The organism is Sphingomonas sp. HITSZ_GF (assembly GCF_029543155.1).
Lineage (GTDB): Bacteria > Pseudomonadota > Alphaproteobacteria > Sphingomonadales > Sphingomonadaceae > Sphingomonas.
This window is the reverse complement of the sequence record NZ_JARQXA010000009.1, coordinates 129,056-146,013: the sequence shown is the minus strand read 5'-3', so window position 1 is coordinate 146,013 and position 16,958 is coordinate 129,056. Positions and strand designations below refer to the sequence as shown.

At 66.9% G+C, this 16,958-nt stretch carries 20 protein-coding genes; 15 read left to right on the top strand and 5 right to left on the bottom strand.

Annotated elements, in window-relative coordinates; translation table 11 throughout:
* The first annotated feature begins 108 nt into the window (after nucleotides 1-108).
* On the top strand, nucleotides 109-537 hold the full coding sequence (locus tag P6144_RS20175) for a hypothetical protein (RefSeq protein ID WP_277769622.1): 429 nt from the start codon (nucleotides 109-111) through the stop codon (nucleotides 535-537).
* Nucleotides 538-541: 4 nt separating this feature from the next.
* On the opposite strand, the gene P6144_RS20170 is transcribed toward P6144_RS20175, so the two are convergent.
* Nucleotides 542-1,186 carry a TetR/AcrR family transcriptional regulator gene (locus P6144_RS20170; RefSeq protein WP_277769621.1) on the bottom strand — a complete coding sequence of 215 codons (645 nt, stop codon included), beginning with the start codon at nucleotides 1,184-1,186 and terminating at the stop codon, nucleotides 542-544.
* Between the two features lie 249 nt (nucleotides 1,187-1,435).
* Here P6144_RS20170 and argS point away from each other — a divergent pair, with 249 nt between their 5' ends.
* The 8 genes from argS to tatC all read left to right on the top strand — a co-directional run bounded on the left by argS (nucleotide 1,436) and on the right by tatC (nucleotide 8,052).
* Nucleotides 1,436-3,157 carry an arginine--tRNA ligase gene (gene argS / locus P6144_RS20165; RefSeq protein WP_277769620.1) on the top strand — a complete coding sequence of 574 codons (1,722 nt, stop codon included), beginning with the start codon at nucleotides 1,436-1,438 and terminating at the stop codon, nucleotides 3,155-3,157.
* 9 nt (nucleotides 3,158-3,166) lie between these two features.
* Nucleotides 3,167-3,892, top strand: a complete 726-nt coding sequence (locus P6144_RS20160) for an SPOR domain-containing protein (protein ID WP_277769619.1) — start codon at nucleotides 3,167-3,169, stop codon at nucleotides 3,890-3,892.
* 77 nt (nucleotides 3,893-3,969) lie between these two features.
* Entirely contained in the window at nucleotides 3,970-4,977 is a 1,008-nt protein-coding gene (nagZ, locus tag P6144_RS20155; RefSeq protein WP_277769618.1) for a beta-N-acetylhexosaminidase, read from the top strand.
* A gap of 72 nt (nucleotides 4,978-5,049) precedes the next feature.
* Complete coding sequence (locus P6144_RS20150; protein ID WP_277769617.1) at nucleotides 5,050-5,784, top strand: ScpA family protein; 735 nt, start codon at nucleotides 5,050-5,052, stop codon at nucleotides 5,782-5,784.
* A complete protein-coding gene (gene scpB / locus P6144_RS20145) occupies nucleotides 5,781-6,392 on the top strand; it encodes an SMC-Scp complex subunit ScpB (protein WP_277769616.1) in 612 nt (203 codons plus the stop codon). Before P6144_RS20150 ends, scpB begins: the two co-directional genes overlap by 4 nt.
* Before the next feature lie 66 nt (nucleotides 6,393-6,458).
* A complete protein-coding gene (locus P6144_RS20140; RefSeq protein ID WP_277769615.1) occupies nucleotides 6,459-6,692 on the top strand; it encodes a twin-arginine translocase TatA/TatE family subunit in 234 nt (77 codons plus the stop codon).
* A gap of 50 nt (nucleotides 6,693-6,742) precedes the next feature.
* Nucleotides 6,743-7,285 (top strand): Sec-independent protein translocase protein TatB, encoded by a 543-nt coding sequence (gene tatB, locus P6144_RS20135; RefSeq protein ID WP_277769614.1) that lies wholly within the window; start codon nucleotides 6,743-6,745, stop codon nucleotides 7,283-7,285.
* Nucleotides 7,282-8,052, top strand: coding sequence for a twin-arginine translocase subunit TatC (gene tatC / locus P6144_RS20130; RefSeq protein ID WP_277769613.1), 771 nt, complete (start codon nucleotides 7,282-7,284; stop codon nucleotides 8,050-8,052). Before tatB ends, tatC begins: the two co-directional genes overlap by 4 nt.
* A gap of 57 nt (nucleotides 8,053-8,109) precedes the next feature.
* Here tatC and P6144_RS20125 read toward each other — a convergent pair whose 3' ends face one another.
* The 3 genes from P6144_RS20125 to P6144_RS20115 form a co-directional block, all read right to left on the bottom strand.
* Entirely contained in the window at nucleotides 8,110-8,244 is a 135-nt protein-coding gene (locus P6144_RS20125; protein ID WP_277769612.1) for an entericidin A/B family lipoprotein, read from the bottom strand.
* Nucleotides 8,245-8,543: 299 nt separating this feature from the next.
* Nucleotides 8,544-10,118: a histidine kinase dimerization/phosphoacceptor domain -containing protein gene (locus P6144_RS20120; protein WP_277769611.1), complete on the bottom strand. Its 1,575-nt coding sequence runs from the start codon at nucleotides 10,116-10,118 to the stop codon at nucleotides 8,544-8,546.
* 10 nt (nucleotides 10,119-10,128) lie between these two features.
* Nucleotides 10,129-10,275 (bottom strand): NepR family anti-sigma factor, encoded by a 147-nt coding sequence (locus tag P6144_RS20115; RefSeq protein ID WP_277769610.1) that lies wholly within the window; start codon nucleotides 10,273-10,275, stop codon nucleotides 10,129-10,131.
* Between the two features lie 303 nt (nucleotides 10,276-10,578).
* On the opposite strand from P6144_RS20115, the gene P6144_RS20110 reads away from it, so the two are divergent.
* The 3 genes from P6144_RS20110 (at nucleotide 10,579) to P6144_RS20100 (ending at nucleotide 12,437) form a co-directional block, all read left to right on the top strand.
* Nucleotides 10,579-11,376 carry a response regulator gene (locus P6144_RS20110; RefSeq protein WP_277769609.1) on the top strand — a complete coding sequence of 266 codons (798 nt, stop codon included), beginning with the start codon at nucleotides 10,579-10,581 and terminating at the stop codon, nucleotides 11,374-11,376.
* A gap of 158 nt (nucleotides 11,377-11,534) precedes the next feature.
* A complete protein-coding gene (locus P6144_RS20105) occupies nucleotides 11,535-11,672 on the top strand; it encodes a hypothetical protein (protein ID WP_277769608.1) in 138 nt (45 codons plus the stop codon).
* 102 nt (nucleotides 11,673-11,774) lie between these two features.
* A complete protein-coding gene (locus tag P6144_RS20100) occupies nucleotides 11,775-12,437 on the top strand; it encodes a sigma-70 family RNA polymerase sigma factor (protein WP_277769607.1) in 663 nt (220 codons plus the stop codon).
* 68 nt (nucleotides 12,438-12,505) lie between these two features.
* Here P6144_RS20100 and P6144_RS20095 read toward each other — a convergent pair whose 3' ends face one another.
* Nucleotides 12,506-12,691, bottom strand: coding sequence for a hypothetical protein (locus tag P6144_RS20095; protein ID WP_277769606.1), 186 nt, complete (start codon nucleotides 12,689-12,691; stop codon nucleotides 12,506-12,508).
* Between the two features lie 74 nt (nucleotides 12,692-12,765).
* Here P6144_RS20095 and P6144_RS20090 point away from each other — a divergent pair, with 74 nt between their 5' ends.
* From P6144_RS20090 to P6144_RS20080, 3 genes are all read left to right on the top strand, one after another.
* Entirely contained in the window at nucleotides 12,766-15,462 is a 2,697-nt protein-coding gene (locus P6144_RS20090; protein WP_277769626.1) for a bifunctional [glutamine synthetase] adenylyltransferase/[glutamine synthetase]-adenylyl-L-tyrosine phosphorylase, read from the top strand.
* Nucleotide 15,463: 1 nt separating this feature from the next.
* The gene (locus P6144_RS20085; RefSeq protein WP_277769605.1) at nucleotides 15,464-15,937 is read left to right on the top strand and encodes a peroxiredoxin; all 474 of its coding nucleotides are present in this window, start codon (nucleotides 15,464-15,466) and stop codon (nucleotides 15,935-15,937) included.
* A 193-nt stretch (nucleotides 15,938-16,130) separates the two neighbouring features.
* Nucleotides 16,131-16,928 carry a ferritin-like domain-containing protein gene (locus P6144_RS20080; RefSeq protein WP_277769604.1) on the top strand — a complete coding sequence of 266 codons (798 nt, stop codon included), beginning with the start codon at nucleotides 16,131-16,133 and terminating at the stop codon, nucleotides 16,926-16,928.
* The last annotated feature ends 30 nt before the right edge of the window (nucleotides 16,929-16,958 follow it).

Genomic DNA, 16,958 nt, shown 5'->3' with positions numbered 1-16,958 from the left:
GCCCCGGCCCGGGTGGGGCGGGGACACACACAGCCCCGCCCCCCGGCGGGGCCCGCCCCCCCCCGGGGGCGCCCCGCGACCGATCCACATTGGAGGAAAGGGCAGGCCATGGTGCGCATCTATTTCCTCGTTGCGGCGCTGGTCGCGGCGGCGGCCGTCTGGGCCGTTTTCGCCTGGCCGCGCGGCGAGCCGGCTCCGCCCGATGCGGGCGCGGTGGTGGTTCGGCCCGCCGATCCGCCCACGGCTTCGCCCGAACCTTCGGTGCTGCCCGGCCCCGCGGCATCGTCGCCGCCGCCGCGCGCTGCGATCGAAACTGCGATCCTCGCCTCGATGGCCGATCCGCATGCCGAGCTGCGCGCGGTCGTGGTGCGCCGCGATGCGCCGCAGATCGCCTGTGGTGAGAAGCGCACCGGGCGTGATCCGGTGTTCCGGCGCTTCGTCTGGCTCGGCCATCTCAAGATGCTGGCGACCGATGACGGCGCGGTCGATTTCGGCAAGATCGCTGCGGTCTGCCGCGAAGGCCGGCCGGTGCCCTGATCGCTCAGCCCGGGGGCGCGCGGCCGTGCGAATCGATCGCGCCTGCGCTGATCGCGCCGTCGACCAGCCGTTTGAGGAAGTCGATCGAGCGCCGCATCTCCTCGGGGTTGGGTGCCAGCACCTGCGCGATCGACAGCCCGCGCGCGGCCCAGACGAACAGGCGCATGCCTGCGAGCAGCCCGGCATCGTCGCCGCTGCCGAACTGCTCCCGGATGCTGTCGAGCGACATCTGCTCGACCCTGGCCTGCATCGGCGCGACCAGGGCGGCCAGCTCGGGATCGCTGCGCGACGCCTGGAGGATCTCGAGCACCGCGAGACCCGAGGGGCGGCTGAGCACTTCCCACAGCATCTCCGGCCAGTCGGAAAGATGCGTGCCGCGGCCGGTGTCCGCCGCGATCTGCGCATAGGCCAGGCGTTCGCGCTCATAGACGGTGCCGATCACCTCGGCCATCAGCTGTGGCCGAGTGCCGAAATGGTGTTGGAGCGCGCCGCGGGTGACGCCGGCTTCCTCGGAGATCGCCTCGGTCGAGGTGCCGCCATAGCCGTTGCGGTAGAGCAGCCGGATCGCCGCATCGAGCAGTGCCTCGCGCGTCTCCGCGGTCCGTTCCGCCTGGGTCCGGCGTTTCTTCCCCGGGGCTGTCTCCGCCACCTTGCTCCAAACCGTTCCTGCGGCGGCGGGAATGGCCGCCGCGCCGCCATTTGGCGGCTCCGGCGCGGCGCCGTCAACAAGCCTGTCCTACAGCCGCGGCATCTGCCATAACCGATTCGAACAGAGTAGGAACATGGGCGCCGATTTTAATAGCGGATACGCGCGAGCTTGGTGAAGTTTGGCCGGGGGCTGTGAAGTTTCGGCCGCATCCGCTAAGAGCGCCCGCTTCCGCAACCACTGGAACCGTGAATGACGCTTTACGCACGCTTCGCCGCGCATCTGAACCTGGCCCTCGATGCGCTCGTCCTCGCCGGCGATCTGCCTGCGGGGCTGGAGCGACGTGCGATCACGGTCGAGCCGCCGCGCGATGCGTCGCATGGCGATCTGGCGACCAACGCCGCGATGGTGCTAGCCAAGCCGGCCGGTACCAATCCGCGCGCGCTCGCCGAGAAGATCGGCGCCGAGCTGGAGAAGCTCGACGAAGTCGCCGCGGTTTCGATCGCCGGCCCGGGTTTCATCAACCTGACGCTGACCGACGCCACCTGGCGCGGCGAGCTGACCGCGATCCTCGATGCCGGGGACGATTATGGCCGCTCGACCGTCGGCGCCGGCACCACCGTCAATGTCGAATATGTCTCGGCCAACCCGACCGGCCCGATGCACATGGGCCATTGCCGCGGCGCGGTGGTGGGCGATGCGCTCGCCGCGCTGCTTGAGTTCGCCGGGCACAAGGTGATCCGCGAATATTATGTCAACGACGCGGGTGGCCAGGTCGACGTGCTCGCCCGCTCGGCGCACCTGCGCTACCGCGAAGCGCTGGGCGAGACGATCGAGATCCCCGAGGGGCTCTATCCGGGCGACTATCTGAAGCCGGTCGGCGCGAAGCTCGTCGCCGAATATGGCGACAAATACGTCGCCGCGCCCGAGAGCGAATGGCTCGTCCTGTTCCGCAAGACCGCCGTCGCCGCGATGATGGACATGATCCGCGCCGATCTCGCGCTGCTCGGCATCCATCACGACCTGTTCTCGTCGGAAGCCGAGCTCCAGGCCGCCGGCAAGCCCGAACAGGCCGAGGCTTGGCTGCGCGAGCGCGGCTATGTCTATGACGGCGTGCTCGAGGCCCCCAAGGGCGAGACGCCCGAGGATTGGGAGCCGGTCGAGCTGCCGCTGTTCCGCTCGACGCAGTTCGGCGACGACCAGGACCGTCCGATCAAGAAGTCGAACGGCGCCTGGACCTATTTCGGCGCCGATCTCGCCTATCACTTCCAGAAGGCGCAGTCGGCCGACCAGCTGATCGACATCTGGGGCGCCGACCATGCCGGCACGGTCAAGCGCATCGTCGCCGCGGTGCAGGCGCTGACCGGCGGCGAGACCAAGTTCGACGTCAAGCTGGTCCAGATGGTCCGGCTGCTGCGCGACGGCGAGCCGGTGAAGATGTCGAAGCGCGCGGGCAATTTCGTGACGCTCGCCGACGTCGTCAACGAAGTCGGCAAGGACGTGGTCCGCTTCACCATGCTGACCCGCAAGGCCGACGCCCAGATGGACTTCGATTTCGCCAAGGTGGTCGAGGCGTCGAAGGACAATCCGGTGTTCTATGTCCAGTATGCGCATGCCCGCGTGGCGTCGCTCGGCCGCCGCACGGCGGAGGCGGGGATCGAGTGTGCCAATGTGGACCTGTCTCTGCTTGATACACAGGAGCTCGGGCTGGTTAAGGCCGCCGCGCAGTTTCCCCGGATCGTCGAGGCAGCGGCATCGGCGCGCGAGCCGCACCGAATTGCGTTCTATCTCTACGACTTGGCGGCCGAACTCCATTCGCTGTGGAATCTCGGCAAGGACGATGCGACCCGTCGATTCCTTATCGTCGATCAAACAGGGTTAACGTGCGCGCGGCTTTATCTGGCGCGTTCGATCGGGCAGATTATCCGAAATGGCCTCCGCATCATGGGCGTAGAGGCCGTCCAGGAGATGTAGGGAATGAATATGCGTGGGGGGGAGGCCGGATTCGGAGACGATGACCGCCTTCCCTGGCTTGAGACGGTGGAAGAGGACTATCGGGAAGGCCCGTCCTTCGGCCGGATATTGCTGCTCATCCTGCTGCTGCTTGCCGTCATCGGCGCAGGCGCCTTTGGCTATTACTGGTATCAGAAGCAGCGCAGCCTTGTCGGCAATGGCGAGCTGATCGCCGCGCCGGCCGGCGAGTACAAGGTCAAGCCGGACGAGCCCGGCGGCATGAAGGTGGAAGGCGAGGGCGACACGGTCTTCGCGACCAGCCAGGGCGATACCGGCAATTCCAGCATCGACACCAGCGCGCTGCCCGAGGCGCCGGTCGATGGCAAGAAGGTGGCGGAGAAGGCGCCGTCGCTTACCGGCGAGAAAGCCGCCAAGGTCGCGATTCCGTCGGGCGCCACCGCCGCTTCGGAGCCCAGGCGCGTGCCTGCGCTTGCGCCGGCCACGGCCTCCGCAGCGGGCTCGGGCTCGCTGATCCAGCTCGGCGCCTTTCCGGACGAGGGCGGCGCCAATGCCGCCTGGGCGCGGCTTTCGAAGCGCTTTTCCTATCTCGCGCCGCTGGGCAAGTCGGTCGAGCGCGGCGAGAAGGACGGCAAGGCGGTGTTCCGCCTGCGCGTGAACGCGGGCTCGAACAGCCAGGCCAAGGAACTGTGCGGCAAGCTCAAGGTGGCGGGCGAGAGCTGCTACGTGGCGAACTGACCGGTCATGCCGGGGGTGCATGGCTGATGAAGGGGGAGGGGCTTATCCGGCGCCTCCCGCTTCGCTAAGAGGCTTGCATGAAGCCAGTAATCTTCGGTGTCTCCGGCCTGTCGCTCACGGCCGAGGAGCGCGATTTCTTCCGTGATGCCGATCCGCTCGGCTACATCTTCTTCAAGCGCAATTGCGAGAGCCGCGAGCAGATGCGCGCGCTCACCGAGGAGCTTCGGGAGCTTTCGGGGCGCGCCGATCTGCCCATCCTGATCGACCAGGAAGGCGGCCGCGTCAGCCGCATGGTGCCGCCCGAATGGCCGGCCTTTCCGGCGGGCGAAGTGTTCGGCAAGCTCTATGACGTCGCGCCGGTTTCCGCGATCGAGGCGGCGCGGGCGAACTATCACGCGCTGGGCATGATGCTCGCCGATGTAGGCGTAACCGTCGATTGCGCGCCGCTCCTCGACGTCGTCACGCCCGAAGTTACCCAGGCGATCGGCGACCGAGCCTTCGGCGGCGAGCCGATGCGCGTGGCGGCGCTCGGCCAGGCGTGCATCGAGGGGCTGCGCCGCGGCGGCGTGGTCGGGGTGGTCAAGCACATGCCGGGGCATGGCCGCGCGTTGGTCGACAGCCATCTCGAGTTGCCGCGGGTCAGGGTGGATGCCGAAGCGCTGGAGCAGGACATCGCGCCGTTCCATGCGCTCAAGGGCGCGCCAATGGGCATGACTTGCCATGTCGTGTTCGATGCCTGGGACGCCGATCGCCCGGCCACGCTTTCGCCCAAGGTGATCCAGGAGATCATCCGCGGCCGCATCGGCTTCGACGGGCTGCTGATGACCGACGACATCGATATGAAGGCGCTGAGCGGCACGCCGGGCGAGAAGGCGACCCAGGCGCTGGCCGCCGGTTGCGACGTGGTGCTCGATTGCTGGGCGCGGATGGACGAGATGGTCGAGATATCGGGCCTGTTGCCCGATGCGACGCCCGAATGCATCGAGCGGCTCGACCGCGCGATGGCCACCACCGGCGCGGACGAGCCCGATGCGGACTTCGCCGAGCTGATCGCCAAGCGGGACGCGTTGCTGGCGCTGGCGTGAGCGTCATCCCGCTTTCGCCAGGATGACGGTTGAAGACATGACAGCGGCTCTCCGACCTGCTTAACTCGCCCGATGGACGTCGAGACCGCCGACATTCTGAAGATCGATATCGACGGCTGGGAAGGGCCGCTCGATCTGTTGCTCACGCTGGCGCGTAGCCAGAAGGTCGATCTGCGCCAGATCTCGATCCTCCAGCTCGTCGAGCAATATCTCGGCTTCGTGAACCAGGCGCGCGAGCTGAAGCTCGAGCTGGCCGCCGATTATCTGGTGATGGCCGCCTGGCTGGCCTATCTGAAGTCCGCGCTGCTGCTGCCGCGCAATCCGGAGGAGACTCCCAGCCCCGAAGAGCTGGCGCTGCGGCTGCAACTGCGCCTCGAGCGGCTCAACGCGATGCGCGAGGCCGGCGCGCGGCTGATGGCGCGCGACCGTACCGGCCGCGACATCTTCTTCCGCGGCGAGCCGGAAGGGCTGCGCGTGTTGCGCAAGGCGCGCTGGGAAGCCGAGATCTACGACCTGATCGCCGCCTATGGCCGGATCAGCGCGCGCACCCGCCCGGTGATGCACGTCGTCCAGCATCGCGATGTGATGACGCTGGAAGCCGCGATCGAGCGCGTATCGGCGCTGATCGGCACGCGGATCGAGTGGAGCACGCTCCAGTCCTTCCTGCCCGAGGGCGCGAGCGGCCCCTATGCCAAGTCGGCGCTCGCCTCGTCCTTCGTAGCGGCGCTCGAACTGGCCAAGCAGGGCAAGGTGGAGCTCAAGCAGAAATCGGCCTTTGCGCCGCTCTATCTCAAGGCCGCAGGATGACTCCCGAAGACGCCGCTTCCCGGGCCGTGGAGGCCGTGCTGTTCGCCTCCGAGCACCCGCTCAACCTCGACGAGATCAAGGCGCATGTAGGCCCCGAGCTCGACGTGCGCGCGGCACTGTCCAACCTGGAGGCGCTCTACGCCGGGCGCGGGATCGAGCTGGTCCGGCGCGGCGATCGCTGGCATTTCCAGACCGCCGCCGATCTCGCCCATCTGCTGCGCCGCGATCGCGAGGAGAGCCGCAAGTTAAGCCGCGCAGGCATCGAGACGCTGGCGATCATCGCCTATCACGAGCCCGTCACCCGCGCCGAGATCGAGGCGATCCGCGGCGTGCAGATCAGCAAGGGCACGATCGACGTGCTGATGGAGGCGGGCTGGGTGCGCCCCGCCGGTCGCCGCGAAGTGCCCGGGCGCCCGCTGATGTACGCCACCACCGCCGGCTTCCTCACCCATTTCGGCCTCGCCAGCCGGCGCGACCTGCCGGGGATCGACGATCTCAAGGCCGCGGGTCTGCTCGATCCGGTCGATCTCGCGATGGAAGCTCTGGGCGAAGGCGGCGATGATGAGCCCGAACCGAGCGAAATCGAAAGTGTAACAGAGGACGAATAGGGGCCCTTCGGCATTGCCGCAGGTTCGCTCGGAGCCTAGATAGGGCTTGAATCAAGGAGATTTCTTATGGGTATGGGCAGCATCTGGCACTGGCTTCTGCTGGGCCTGGTAGCGATCCTGCTGCTCGGCGGCGGCCGCTTCTCGAACATGATGGGCGACGTGGCCAAGGGCATCAAGCAGTTCAAGAAGGGCATGGCCGAGGACGATGACGAGGTGAAGCCGACCCGCATCGAGGGCAAGGCGGCTCCCGAGCCGACCGTGCAGCGCGAAGCCGAACCGGCGCGCGAAGAGAAGCTCTGACCCTTCGCTCCCGGCTCAGGGCGCCGGGGGCCGCTTCTGGCGATTGATCGATGCTAGATTTCAACGCGCCCGAATTCGTGGTGGTCGCCATCGTGGCGCTGCTGGTGATCGGGCCCAAGGATTTGCCCAAGGCGATGCGCTTCGTGGGCAAGTGGTTCGGCAAGGCGCGCGCTGTCGCGCGCCAGTTCCGCTCGGGTTTCGACACGATGGTGCGCGAAGCCGAGCTGGCCGAACTGGAGAAGCAGTGGGCGGCGGAGAATGCGCGGATCATGTCCGAGCATCCGCCCGCCGCGCTTCCCGCACCCGAGACTGAGCCGCTGGATGCCGATGTCCACCTTGTCACAGAGGAGGCTGCGCCCGTGATGGTCGCGCAGCCCGAGATCGTCGGCGAGACCCCGGGCGTGTCCGCACCCAAGCCCAAGCGCGCACGCAAGGCGCCCGCCAAGGCGGAGGCTGTCGCCGAGCCTGTTGCCAAGGCCCCGCCCAAGCCGCGTGCCCGCAAGGCGGCTGCCGCGCCGGCCGAGCCTGCGGCGCCCAAGCCCGCCTCCAAGCCGCGCGCGCCGCGCAAGCCCAAGGCCGAGGCGGCGGAATGAGGGACATCGACGACACCCAGCAGCCGCTGCTCGAGCATCTGATCGAGCTGCGCCGCCGCCTGCTCTACTGCGTGGCCTCGCTGCTGGTCACCTTCTTCGTCTCGATGTACTTCTCGAAGGAAATCTACGGGGTTCTGGTCCATCCGCTTGCTGCGGCGGGGCAGAACAAGATCGTCTTCACCCAGATTTTCGGTGCGTTCTTCGTTCAGCTGAAGGTCGCGTTCTTCGCGGCGATGATGCTGTCCTTCCCGGTGGTGGCGACCCAGCTCTGGCGGTTTGTCGCGCCCGGGCTCTATCGCCAGGAGAAGAAGGCGCTGCTGCCCTTCCTGCTGGCCACGCCGATCCTGTTCATCGCCGGCGCCTGCCTGGCCTATTTCATCGCGATCCCGACGGCGTTGCATTTCCTGCTCGGCTATCAGGGCGATCTGGGTGGCGGGGTCACCCAGGAAGCGCTGCCCGAGGCCGAGAAATATCTCGATTTCGTGATGCAGTTCCTGTTCGCCTTCGGCATCACCTTCCTGCTGCCGGTGCTGCTGATGCTGCTCGAGCGCTCGGGGATCGTCACCTATGAGCAGCTCAAGGGGGCCTGGCGCTATGCCGTGGTCGCCGCCTTCGCGATCGCCGCGGTGCTGACTCCGCCCGATATCGGCTCGCAGCTGTTGCTCGCCTTCCCGCTGGTCGGCCTCTATTTCCTCTCGCTCGTGGCGATCTGGTTCACGCGCCGGCGCCGCCAGGCCGAGGACAGCACGGAAATCGCCGAGGCCTGATACGAAAACCCCTCCCGCGCGGGGGAGGGGCCTTCTTCATGTTTGTTGCCTGCCGGTTTATTTGGCGTCGTCGGCCGTCTTGGCGACGGTGTCACCCGCCGACGAAACGTCCTTGCCCACGCCTTCGACCGTGTTGCAGGCCGAAACCAGCACCGCGCCCGCAAGGGCGAAGCAGGTGATGATCTTACGCATCTACTCTCTCCAAAATACCGGACCCTTTACGGGGTCGGAGGAGTAATGCCCGGCGCCGCTAAAACGTTCCGTCTGCGAAGCAAGTGCTTGGTAATGTTGGGAAAAACTGGGAAGTGCCCCAAAAAGTTTTAGGCCCGGAAGCGTCACCGGGGGGGGGGAGGGTTGACGCTTCCGGGCCCATGTCTTGGATAGCGAGAGCGGGGGGGCAAAAGGTCACTATCCGAAGAGCATAACGGTCCATGCGGGCCCGGGTTCCACGCCGTTCGAATTTTTTCGAAGTTTTTTATCTGGGTTATTGTTCAGGGGCGCCCGGTGATCGCGATCGCCGCTTCATAGGCGCCGGTCAGCGGATCATGGTGTAGCTTGGTGCGAAGCTGGCGGGCCAGGCCGCCGATCACCCGGCCATAGCGGTTTTCCACCAGCGTCTCGAGCGCGGGACTCTCGACTAGCGCGGGAGAGGTGACGCGCAGCAGCGCCTTGGTGTCGTCGTCGTCGATCAGCTTGATCGAGATGCGGATCTGCGCGGCCGGGTTGCAGCTCATCGCCAGTTCTACGATCTCGGTGAGCAGGAAGGCGATCGCGATCGCCACGTCCTGGTTGACCAGCACCGGCGTGAGCTCGAGCGTCACGCTCAGCCCCTGGGCGCGTTCGGGGGCGGTGGCGCGGATGTTTGCGGCCAACTCGCCGATCACCGACCGCAGGTCGAGCCCGCGATTTTCCTCCAGCTCGGCATAATGGTGGCGATGCACCACCGCGAGCGCGTCGACCCGGCGCTGGATCGAGGCATAGGCCTCGCTCGCTTCCTCGCTCTTGGCGCTGCGGGCGTGGAAATTGATCAGGCTGGCAATCACCTGCAGGTTGTTCTTCACGCGGTGATGCACTTCGCGGGTCAGCTTGGTCTGGCGGAGCAGGCCCTCGGCCAGGTCGGCCTCATGCTCCTTCACCGTGCGGCTGATCTCGCGAAACGTGTCGCCCAGCTCGCGGATCTCGGCCGCAGGCATGTCGCCGAAGCGCTTGATGTCGAGCACTTCGCCCGGCTGATAGGCGCCCACGCTGGCGCGCAGCCGGCGCAGGGGGCGGATGAGCAGGATGTCGACCACCAGCCAGCTGATTCCTGCCGCGGCGAGCCACATCAGCACCAGCACCACGGTGTTGATGATCATCGGCGAGGTGATCGGGGTGCCGAGCATCGACATTTCAAGCTGGACGCCGTCTAGCCCGAGGTCGTTTGGCACCGTCTCGCGTCGGTCGAGCGGGCCGACGCCTTCGAGCTTGCGCAGCACCAGCTTGTCGCCATGCCCGGTCAGCGCGGCGCCATATTCCGGCACGAAGCCGCTCGGCTGGGCGATCGTCGCCAATGCGGCGGTTGGATAGAAGGCGGTCGCCGTGCCGCCGGTGCGGCCGCCGATGCGCAGCGTCATCCCGTCGTCATCGAGCGTCGAGCGTACCTGGCGGGGCTGGAGCGGCGCCTTGCTGGCGGCTTTGAAATTCTGCCCGCAGATCACCTTGCCGCTTGAATCGGTGACGGCGAAGCGAGCGCCCGCGGTGGTGGCGAAGGTGCCGGCCAGGCGCGTGCAGGCGGGGGCGTCATGCGGATCTGCCTCCAGCGTCTCGAGCGCGTTGGAAAGCTGGCTGATATGGTTCACCAGCACGTCATGGAGCACGCTCGAGCTCTCGCCCGCCGCTGCGCGCAGCCGGGTGCGCGCCTCCGAATCGGCGTTGCGGGTGCTCTGCAGCGTGGTGAACAGCGCGATCAGCGCCAGCGGCAGCAGGCACAGGATCAGGTAGAGGAATACCTTGGCGCCAGTCGGCATGGCCCCCAGCGCCGCGGCCGGGCGGATCCTGGCGCGTGTCTCGTCGTCCGTGATTCCCATCGTCTCCGGACTAATCGAGCTTCTTGAGCAGGTCGAGCAGGTCGTCCGGCACGGCTTCGCCCAAGGCCTCGTCATAGGCCTGGCGCAGCGCCTGGCCGACATTGCGACCGGGGCGACCGGTTTCCTTTCCGCCATCGGACTTGGGCGGCTTTTTCATTTTCTCATCCGCGGAACGCACCAATTCCCCCCTGTGCCACGGCGTCTACCGCAGCCCGGACTAAAAGCGACCTCTTCCGGATGCAATGTCCGGAATTGAACGAAAGACACCGGTTGCAGAGCAGCGGCGCCTGAGCAGCAACACTAGGCAGCATCTCGCATGAAACCAAATAGCCCGTCGTTTGTTCCACAGGCGATGCAATATCCGGGGAGGGGCTCCTTCGGGTGGCACGAAATGAGATTGCAATGCGTTGGAACGGGAGTGAAACAATCCGTTCCGCACTCGTAGGAGAATAGTTCGACCATGTCGCTTGGACAGCAACTCGCGCCGCACCTTCCACTGCTTCGGCGCTATGCGCGCGCTCTCACCGGCAGCCAGTCCGACGGCGATCGCTATGTGCGCGCGGCGCTGGAAGCCATCGTCGCGGCTCCCGACCAGTTCCCGCGCGACGTCGATCCGCGGCTCGGCCTGTATCGCACCTTCCAGGCGATCTGGCAGTCGACTCACCTCGAGGAAGAGGATGTGGTCGAGGATACCACCAACGAGAACGAGGCGATCGCGCGTGCGCGCCTCGCCCGGCTCACGCCGCTGTCGCGCCAGGCGCTGCTGCTCACCACCGTGGAGGGCTTCAGCATCGAGGACGCCGGCTATCTGATCGAAGAGGATCCAGGACAGGTGCAGAAGCTCGTTGCAGAGGCCGTGGCTGAAATCGAGCGCCAGACGCGCACGCGCGTGATGATCATCGAGGACGAGCCGCTCATCGCGATGGATCTCGAGCAGATCGTCCGCGATCTCGGTCATGAAGTCACCGGCGTTGCCGTCACCCGCGACGAGGCCGTCGCGCTGGCGATGGAGGACCGGCCGGGCCTGGTGCTCGCCGACATCCAGCTGGCCGACGACAGCTCTGGCATCGACGCGGTGAAGGATATCCTCGCCGAGTTCAGCGTACCGGTGATCTTCATCACCGCTTTCCCCGAGCGCCTGCTCACCGGCGAGCGTCCGGAGCCGACCTTCCTGATCACCAAGCCGTTCCAGCGGGAAACCGTGAAGACGACGATCAGCCAGGCGCTGTTCTTCGACCAGGCGACCGTTCCGGCCTGAGGTTCGGGCGACATCGGCCCGCGCTCTCCCGCCTGGGGTGGGGGAGCGGGGCTGTGCCGCCATGCGCCGTCCGGCGCATTCTCGAGCCAACCACGAAAAAACCGGCGCGGGTTCCATATGGTACGGACCCAAAACGGATTTCGTGGGTTTAGGATGGCATGGCTGAGAACGAAAAGTCCGTCCATCTCGACACGGAAGACGCCCGCGCCGGCGCCACGCCGCACATGACCCGATATGTGCTGGGCATCGGCCTGGTGCTGGTTATCGTCGCGTTCGCCATCATTCTTCTTTTCTGAGCAGAACGAGAGCGAGGTCATGCTATGCTGGCAATCGCGGACGGCACGCCTATCTCTGGAACGGGCCGGTACCACCCGGCCGACGCAAGCAAGCGGGAACGAATGAGTCACTCCGAACAGCCCGAGGATCAGGGGACCGAGGCGCCGCAGGAGCATGTTTCGCTCTCGGACCCCGAGTTCAAGAAGCAGCTGGCAACGGTAATTCCGCATCTGCGCGCCTTTGGGCGCTCGCTTTCGGGCAGCCGCGATCTTGCCGACGATCTGGTGCAGGAAACGCTGCTCAAGGCATGGGCCGCGCGCAAGCGCTTCCAGGCCGGCACCAACATGCGCGCCTGGACCTTCATCATCCTGCGCAACCTCTATCTGAGCCAGATGCGCCGCGCCCGCTTCAAGGGCGAGTGGGACGATCTGGTGGCCGACCGGCTGCTCGCCGCGCCGGCCAGCCAGGATCGCCATGTCGAGCTTTCCGACATGCAGCGCGCGCTGCTTCATCTCCCCCAGCCGCAGCGCGAGGCGTTGATCCTGGTCGGTGCGGGCGGCTTCGCCTATGAGGAAGCCGCCGAGATCTGCCAGGTCGCCGTCGGCACGATCAAGAGCCGCGTCGCGCGCGGCCGCGTCGCGCTAGAGCACCTGCTGACCGAGGGTCAGCTTCCCTCGCGCCGGATCGAGCCAGGCACTGCCGAGGGCAAGAGCGCGCTCGACACGATCATGGGCGAGGTCGAGGATCTCAGCCGCGATCGCGGCGGGGATTACTCCGGAAAATAATCCGGCCAGCCGAGAATCGGAAAGGCCGCGCTTCCATGGGAGCGCGGCCTTTTCCTTTTGCGTTCGGTTCAGCCGGCGTGGGGGTCGTCGCGATTGAGCTGGCGGAGCATCGCCGCCATGTCGTCGGGCAATCCCATCTCGCGCACATAGGCGTCGCGCAGAGCAAGGCCAATCGCGTCGCTGGCGCGCGGCGCCTCGACCCGATATGCGGGCTGCCTTGCTTCGCTGGCCGAAGATGAGGACGAGTGGCTCATATTGCTAGAACAATTCAGTTCTCTTTTTGTTGCTTGACAGATCGAAACACATCGTTTCGCAGGTGGCTGATTCTGTGACCGAAACTGGAAATTCTTCGGAAATTGCGGATGCGCTTGCTCGGGCGCAACTACGCGCGCCGTTCCTGGCCTTCCTGCGCAATGGTGAAGAAGCGCTGGTAGAAAATATTGCCACGGCACTCGAGAATCCTCTCCGTGCGGCGGCAGGTATCGAAGGCGAGATGCCCGAGTCCGCGCGTCTCCGGATCGAGCGCAGGCGGCTGGCGCTGATCGTGGCGCTGGGCGATCTCTCCGGGCGGTTCGACCTGACTCGCGTCACGCACCTGCTCACCGACTTCGCAGACAATGCGCTCGACCGTGCAATCCGCACGGCGATTCTCGAGCGCACGCCCGATGCCGAACCACGCGGTTTCGCCGCCATCGCGCTTGGCAAGCAGGGCAGCCGCGAGCTCAACTATTCGTCGGACATCGATCCGATCCTGGTCTTCGATCCCGAGACCCTGCCGCACCGCCCGCGCGAGGATGTGCAGGAAGCCGCGGTGCGGATCGGGCGCCGCGTGGTCGAGCTGCTCCAGTCGCGCGACGAGCATGGCTATGTGCTGCGCGTCGATCTGCGCCTGCGCCCGTCGCCTGAAGTCACGCCGATCGTGCTGCCGGTCGAGGCGGCGATCTCCTATTACGAGAGCCAGGCGCTGCCCTGGGAGCGCGCCGCCTTCATCCGTGCCCGGGCCTGCGCCGGCGACCTCGCGCTGGGCGGCTATTTCCTCGATGCGATCCGCCCCTTCGTGTGGCGGCGCGCGCTCGACTACGGCACGATCCGCGAGATCCGCGACATCAGCCGCCGCATCCGTGATCATTATTCGCAAGCCCAGGCGTTCGGCCCCGGCTATGACCTCAAGCGGGGCAGGGGCGGCATCCGCGAAGTCGAGTTCTTCGCGCAGATCCACCAGCTCATCCATGGCGGCCGCGAGCCGGGGCTGCGGGCGCCTGCCACCCGCGATGCGCTCGCCGCGCTGGCCGAGGCGGGGCGGATCGGCGCGGACGAGGCGCAGCACCTCAGCGCTGCCTATGTCGAGTTGCGCACAATCGAGCACCGGCTCCAGATGGTCGACGATCGCCAGACCCACCAGCTGCCCGAGAACCCGGAAGCGCTCGACAATGTCGCACGGCTTGCCGGCCTCGCCGATGGCGGCGCACTCACCGATCTGCTGCGCCCGCACGTCATGCGTGTCGGCACGATCTATGACGGGCTGGCCGGCGAGGAAGAGCAGCATCTTCCGAACCAGGCGGAGGCGCTGGAGGCCGAACTGGGCAAGGCCGGTTTCGAGCATCCTGTCGCCGCCGCGCGGATCGTCCAGGGCTGGCGAGCGGGCACCTATCCGGCGCTGCGCACCCCGGCTGCGCGCGAGGCGCTGGAAGCGGTGCTGCCCGGGTTGATCCAGGCATTCGCGCGCGCGCCCGACACCGTCCATGCGATCACCCGCTTCGACGCGATGCTTTCGCGCCTGCCGAGCGCGATCAACTTCTTCCGCCTGCTCGAGGCACAGCCGGGTCTCGCGCAGTTGCTCGGCCAGATCCTGGCGCTGGCACCGACGCTGGCGGAGCAGCTCGGCCGCCGCGCCGAACTGCTCGACGGGCTGATCGACGCCACCGCGCTGCAGCCGGTGCCCGATATCGATGCGCTCGCCGCCGGCATGCGCGGCTGGGAGCCGGGTTCGGACTATCAGTACCAGCTCGAATTCGTCCGCCGCTTCGTCAACGAGAAGCGCTTCGCCCTGGGCGCGCAGATCGTCGCGGGGACGAGCGACCCGCTCGAAGTCTCCGCTGGCTATGCCCGTGTCGCGGAGGCGGCGATCGAAACGCTGGCGTCGGCGACGGTAGCGGAGTTCGCGCGCAATCACGGTGCGGTGCCGGAGAGCGAGCTGGTGATCCTCGCGCTTGGCCGGATGGGCGGTCAGGCGCTCACCCACGCCTCGGATCTCGACCTCGTCTATCTCTTCACCGGCGATTATGCGGCGGAGAGCGACGGCGCCAAGCCGCTGGGCGCGGTGATGTATTACAACCGGCTGGGCCAGCGCGTCACCGCGGCGCTCTCGGTGCCCACACCCGCCGGGCCTCTCTACGAAGTGGATACCCGCCTGCGCCCCTCGGGCGCGCAGGGGCCGCTGGTGGTGTCGCTCGACGGGTTCGAGAAATATCAGCGCGCGGATGCCTGGACCTGGGAGCATATGGCGTTGACCCGAGCCCGCCCGGTCTATGGCTCGGCCCAAGCCCGTGCCCGCGTCCAGGCGATCATCGATCAGGTGCTGGCCGGCGCCCGGCCGACGCGCGACATCCCTGCCGAGGCCGCGAAGATGCGGGCGGACATGGCCGCGCACAAGCCACCCCAGGGCCCGCTCGACGCCAAGCTGCTGCCCGGCGGGCTCGTCGATCTCGAATTCGCGGTGCACGTCACCCAGCTCGTCCACCGCACCGGCTTCGAGCCGCGGCTGGGCCCGGCGATCGATGCGCTGGCAGGGCAGGGGCTGCTGCCGCCCGCGATGCGCCCGGCGCATGATTTCCTCACCCGCCTGCTGGTGACGATGCGGCTGGTCGCGCCCGATGCGCAGGAGCCGCGCGCGCCTACCCAGGCACTGATCGCGCGCGCGCTCAAGCTGGAGCATTGGGGCGAGGTGGTTGCGCAGCTGGAGCAGACCCGGCAGGAGGTGCGCGCATGCTGGGCCGCGGTCAGCGGCGGGCCGTACGGAGAATAAGATGGCAATCGAGGAAGGCGACAAGATCCCCGCAGTCAGTCTCGACGGGACCGAGGGCGAGGCGATCGCGCTCGCCGACAAGCTGGGCAAGCCCTTCGTCCTCTATTTCTACCCCAAGGACGACACCTCGGGCTGCACGCGCGAGGCACAGGATTTCTCGGCGCTGCTGCCCGAGTTCACGGCACTCGGTGCCGAAGTGCTGGGCGTCTCCAAGGATCCGCCGATCAAGCACCAGAAGTTCATCAACAAGTACGACCTCACCGTGCCGCTCGCCACCGATACCGAGGGCAAGGCGATGGAGGCGTTCGGCGTGTGGGTGGAGAAGCAGCTCTACGGCAAGCGCTACATGGGCATCGATCGCTCGACCTTCCTGTTCGGCGAGGACGGCAAGCTGTTCCGCGCCTGGCGGCGGGTGCGCGTGCCGGGGCACGCGGTGGACGTGCTCGAATCGATCAAGGAAATGCAGGCGCGGTGAGGGAGCGCAATGCCTTCCCGACAGGTGGGGAGGCATTCGGCTGCGGCTTGAAGTAGCATCTGTTCCCCGGCGAAAGCCGGGGCCCAGGGTTGCAAAGGTCTATGCTCTGTTACCCTGGGCCCCGGCTTTCGCCGGGGAACCAAGAGGTTTGAACGTCGATATGCCCTGGGTTGGGCATCGTTGGAGCTTCGCAATGTCCGCGAGAAGCGTTGCCCAGGCCTGCCGTGCGGTGCTCGTCGCCGCGGCGCCGGCCGACAAGGTGAAGGCTGCCCGCGCCGCTGCGCGCGACTGGCGGCTGGGCCGGCTGGCCTTCGACTTCGATGTCGCGATGCCTGATCGGCCAGCGCGCCCGGACAAGCCCGAGCTACTCGCGCCCAATCGCATGCCCAAGCGGGGCAAGGGCTCGGAACATGGCCGGATCGCGCTGATCCACGCGATCACCCATATCGAATTCTCGGCGATCGACCTGGCGTTCGACGCGGTCGGGCGCTTCGGTGGCGAGTTCCCGCGCGGGTTCACCACCGACTGGATGCGCGTCGGCGGCGACGAGGCGATGCATTTCGCGCTGCTCGATCGGCGGCTGAAGAACCTCGGCAGCTTCTACGGCGCGATGCCCGCGCATGACGGTTTGTGGGACGCGGCGGCCGGGACTGCGCATGATTCGCTCGCCCGGCTGGCGGTGGTGCCGATGGTGCTGGAAGCACGCGGACTGGACGTCACGCCCGCGATGATCGAGCGGTTTTCATCGGTAGATGATGCAGTTACACGCCGTATCCTCACGCGCATTCTGAACGACGAAATCCGGCACGTTAGCGCCGGAACGGTGTGGTTCGAATCGCGCTGTCGCGAAAAGGGGCTTGTCCCCGAAACGACCTGGCACGCGCTGGTGAAACGCCATTATCGGGGCTTGATTAAGCCTCCGTTCAACGACTCGGCGCGCAGTTCAGCCGGTTTGTCCCGGGATTATTACCAAGCCCTTGCCGTGCAGTGATCGCTCGGGTCACAAGCCACCGTCCGGAGG

Coding starts and splice junctions, on each gene's coding strand:
- P6144_RS20175 (WP_277769622.1), top strand. CDS start 109: ATGGTGCGCATCTATTTCCTCGTTGCGGCGCTGGTCGCGGCGGCGGCC.
- argS (WP_277769620.1), top strand. CDS start 1,436: ATGACGCTTTACGCACGCTTCGCCGCGCATCTGAACCTGGCCCTCGAT.
- P6144_RS20105 (WP_277769608.1), top strand. CDS start 11,535: ATGGCTGAGAACGAAAAGTCCGTCCATCTCGACACGGAAGACGCCCGC.
- tatB (WP_277769614.1), top strand. CDS start 6,743: ATGCTAGATTTCAACGCGCCCGAATTCGTGGTGGTCGCCATCGTGGCG.
- P6144_RS20115 (WP_277769610.1), bottom strand. CDS start 10,275: ATGAAAAAGCCGCCCAAGTCCGATGGCGGAAAGGAAACCGGTCGCCCC.
- P6144_RS20080 (WP_277769604.1), top strand. CDS start 16,131: ATGTCCGCGAGAAGCGTTGCCCAGGCCTGCCGTGCGGTGCTCGTCGCC.
- P6144_RS20120 (WP_277769611.1), bottom strand. CDS start 10,118: ATGGGAATCACGGACGACGAGACACGCGCCAGGATCCGCCCGGCCGCG.
- tatC (WP_277769613.1), top strand. CDS start 7,282: ATGAGGGACATCGACGACACCCAGCAGCCGCTGCTCGAGCATCTGATC.
- P6144_RS20125 (WP_277769612.1), bottom strand. CDS start 8,244: ATGCGTAAGATCATCACCTGCTTCGCCCTTGCGGGCGCGGTGCTGGTT.
- scpB (WP_277769616.1), top strand. CDS start 5,781: ATGACTCCCGAAGACGCCGCTTCCCGGGCCGTGGAGGCCGTGCTGTTC.
- P6144_RS20140 (WP_277769615.1), top strand. CDS start 6,459: ATGGGTATGGGCAGCATCTGGCACTGGCTTCTGCTGGGCCTGGTAGCG.
- P6144_RS20100 (WP_277769607.1), top strand. CDS start 11,775: ATGAGTCACTCCGAACAGCCCGAGGATCAGGGGACCGAGGCGCCGCAG.
- nagZ (WP_277769618.1), top strand. CDS start 3,970: ATGAAGCCAGTAATCTTCGGTGTCTCCGGCCTGTCGCTCACGGCCGAG.
- P6144_RS20150 (WP_277769617.1), top strand. CDS start 5,050: ATGGACGTCGAGACCGCCGACATTCTGAAGATCGATATCGACGGCTGG.
- P6144_RS20110 (WP_277769609.1), top strand. CDS start 10,579: ATGTCGCTTGGACAGCAACTCGCGCCGCACCTTCCACTGCTTCGGCGC.
- P6144_RS20085 (WP_277769605.1), top strand. CDS start 15,464: ATGGCAATCGAGGAAGGCGACAAGATCCCCGCAGTCAGTCTCGACGGG.
- P6144_RS20160 (WP_277769619.1), top strand. CDS start 3,167: ATGCGTGGGGGGGAGGCCGGATTCGGAGACGATGACCGCCTTCCCTGG.
- P6144_RS20095 (WP_277769606.1), bottom strand. CDS start 12,691: ATGAGCCACTCGTCCTCATCTTCGGCCAGCGAAGCAAGGCAGCCCGCA.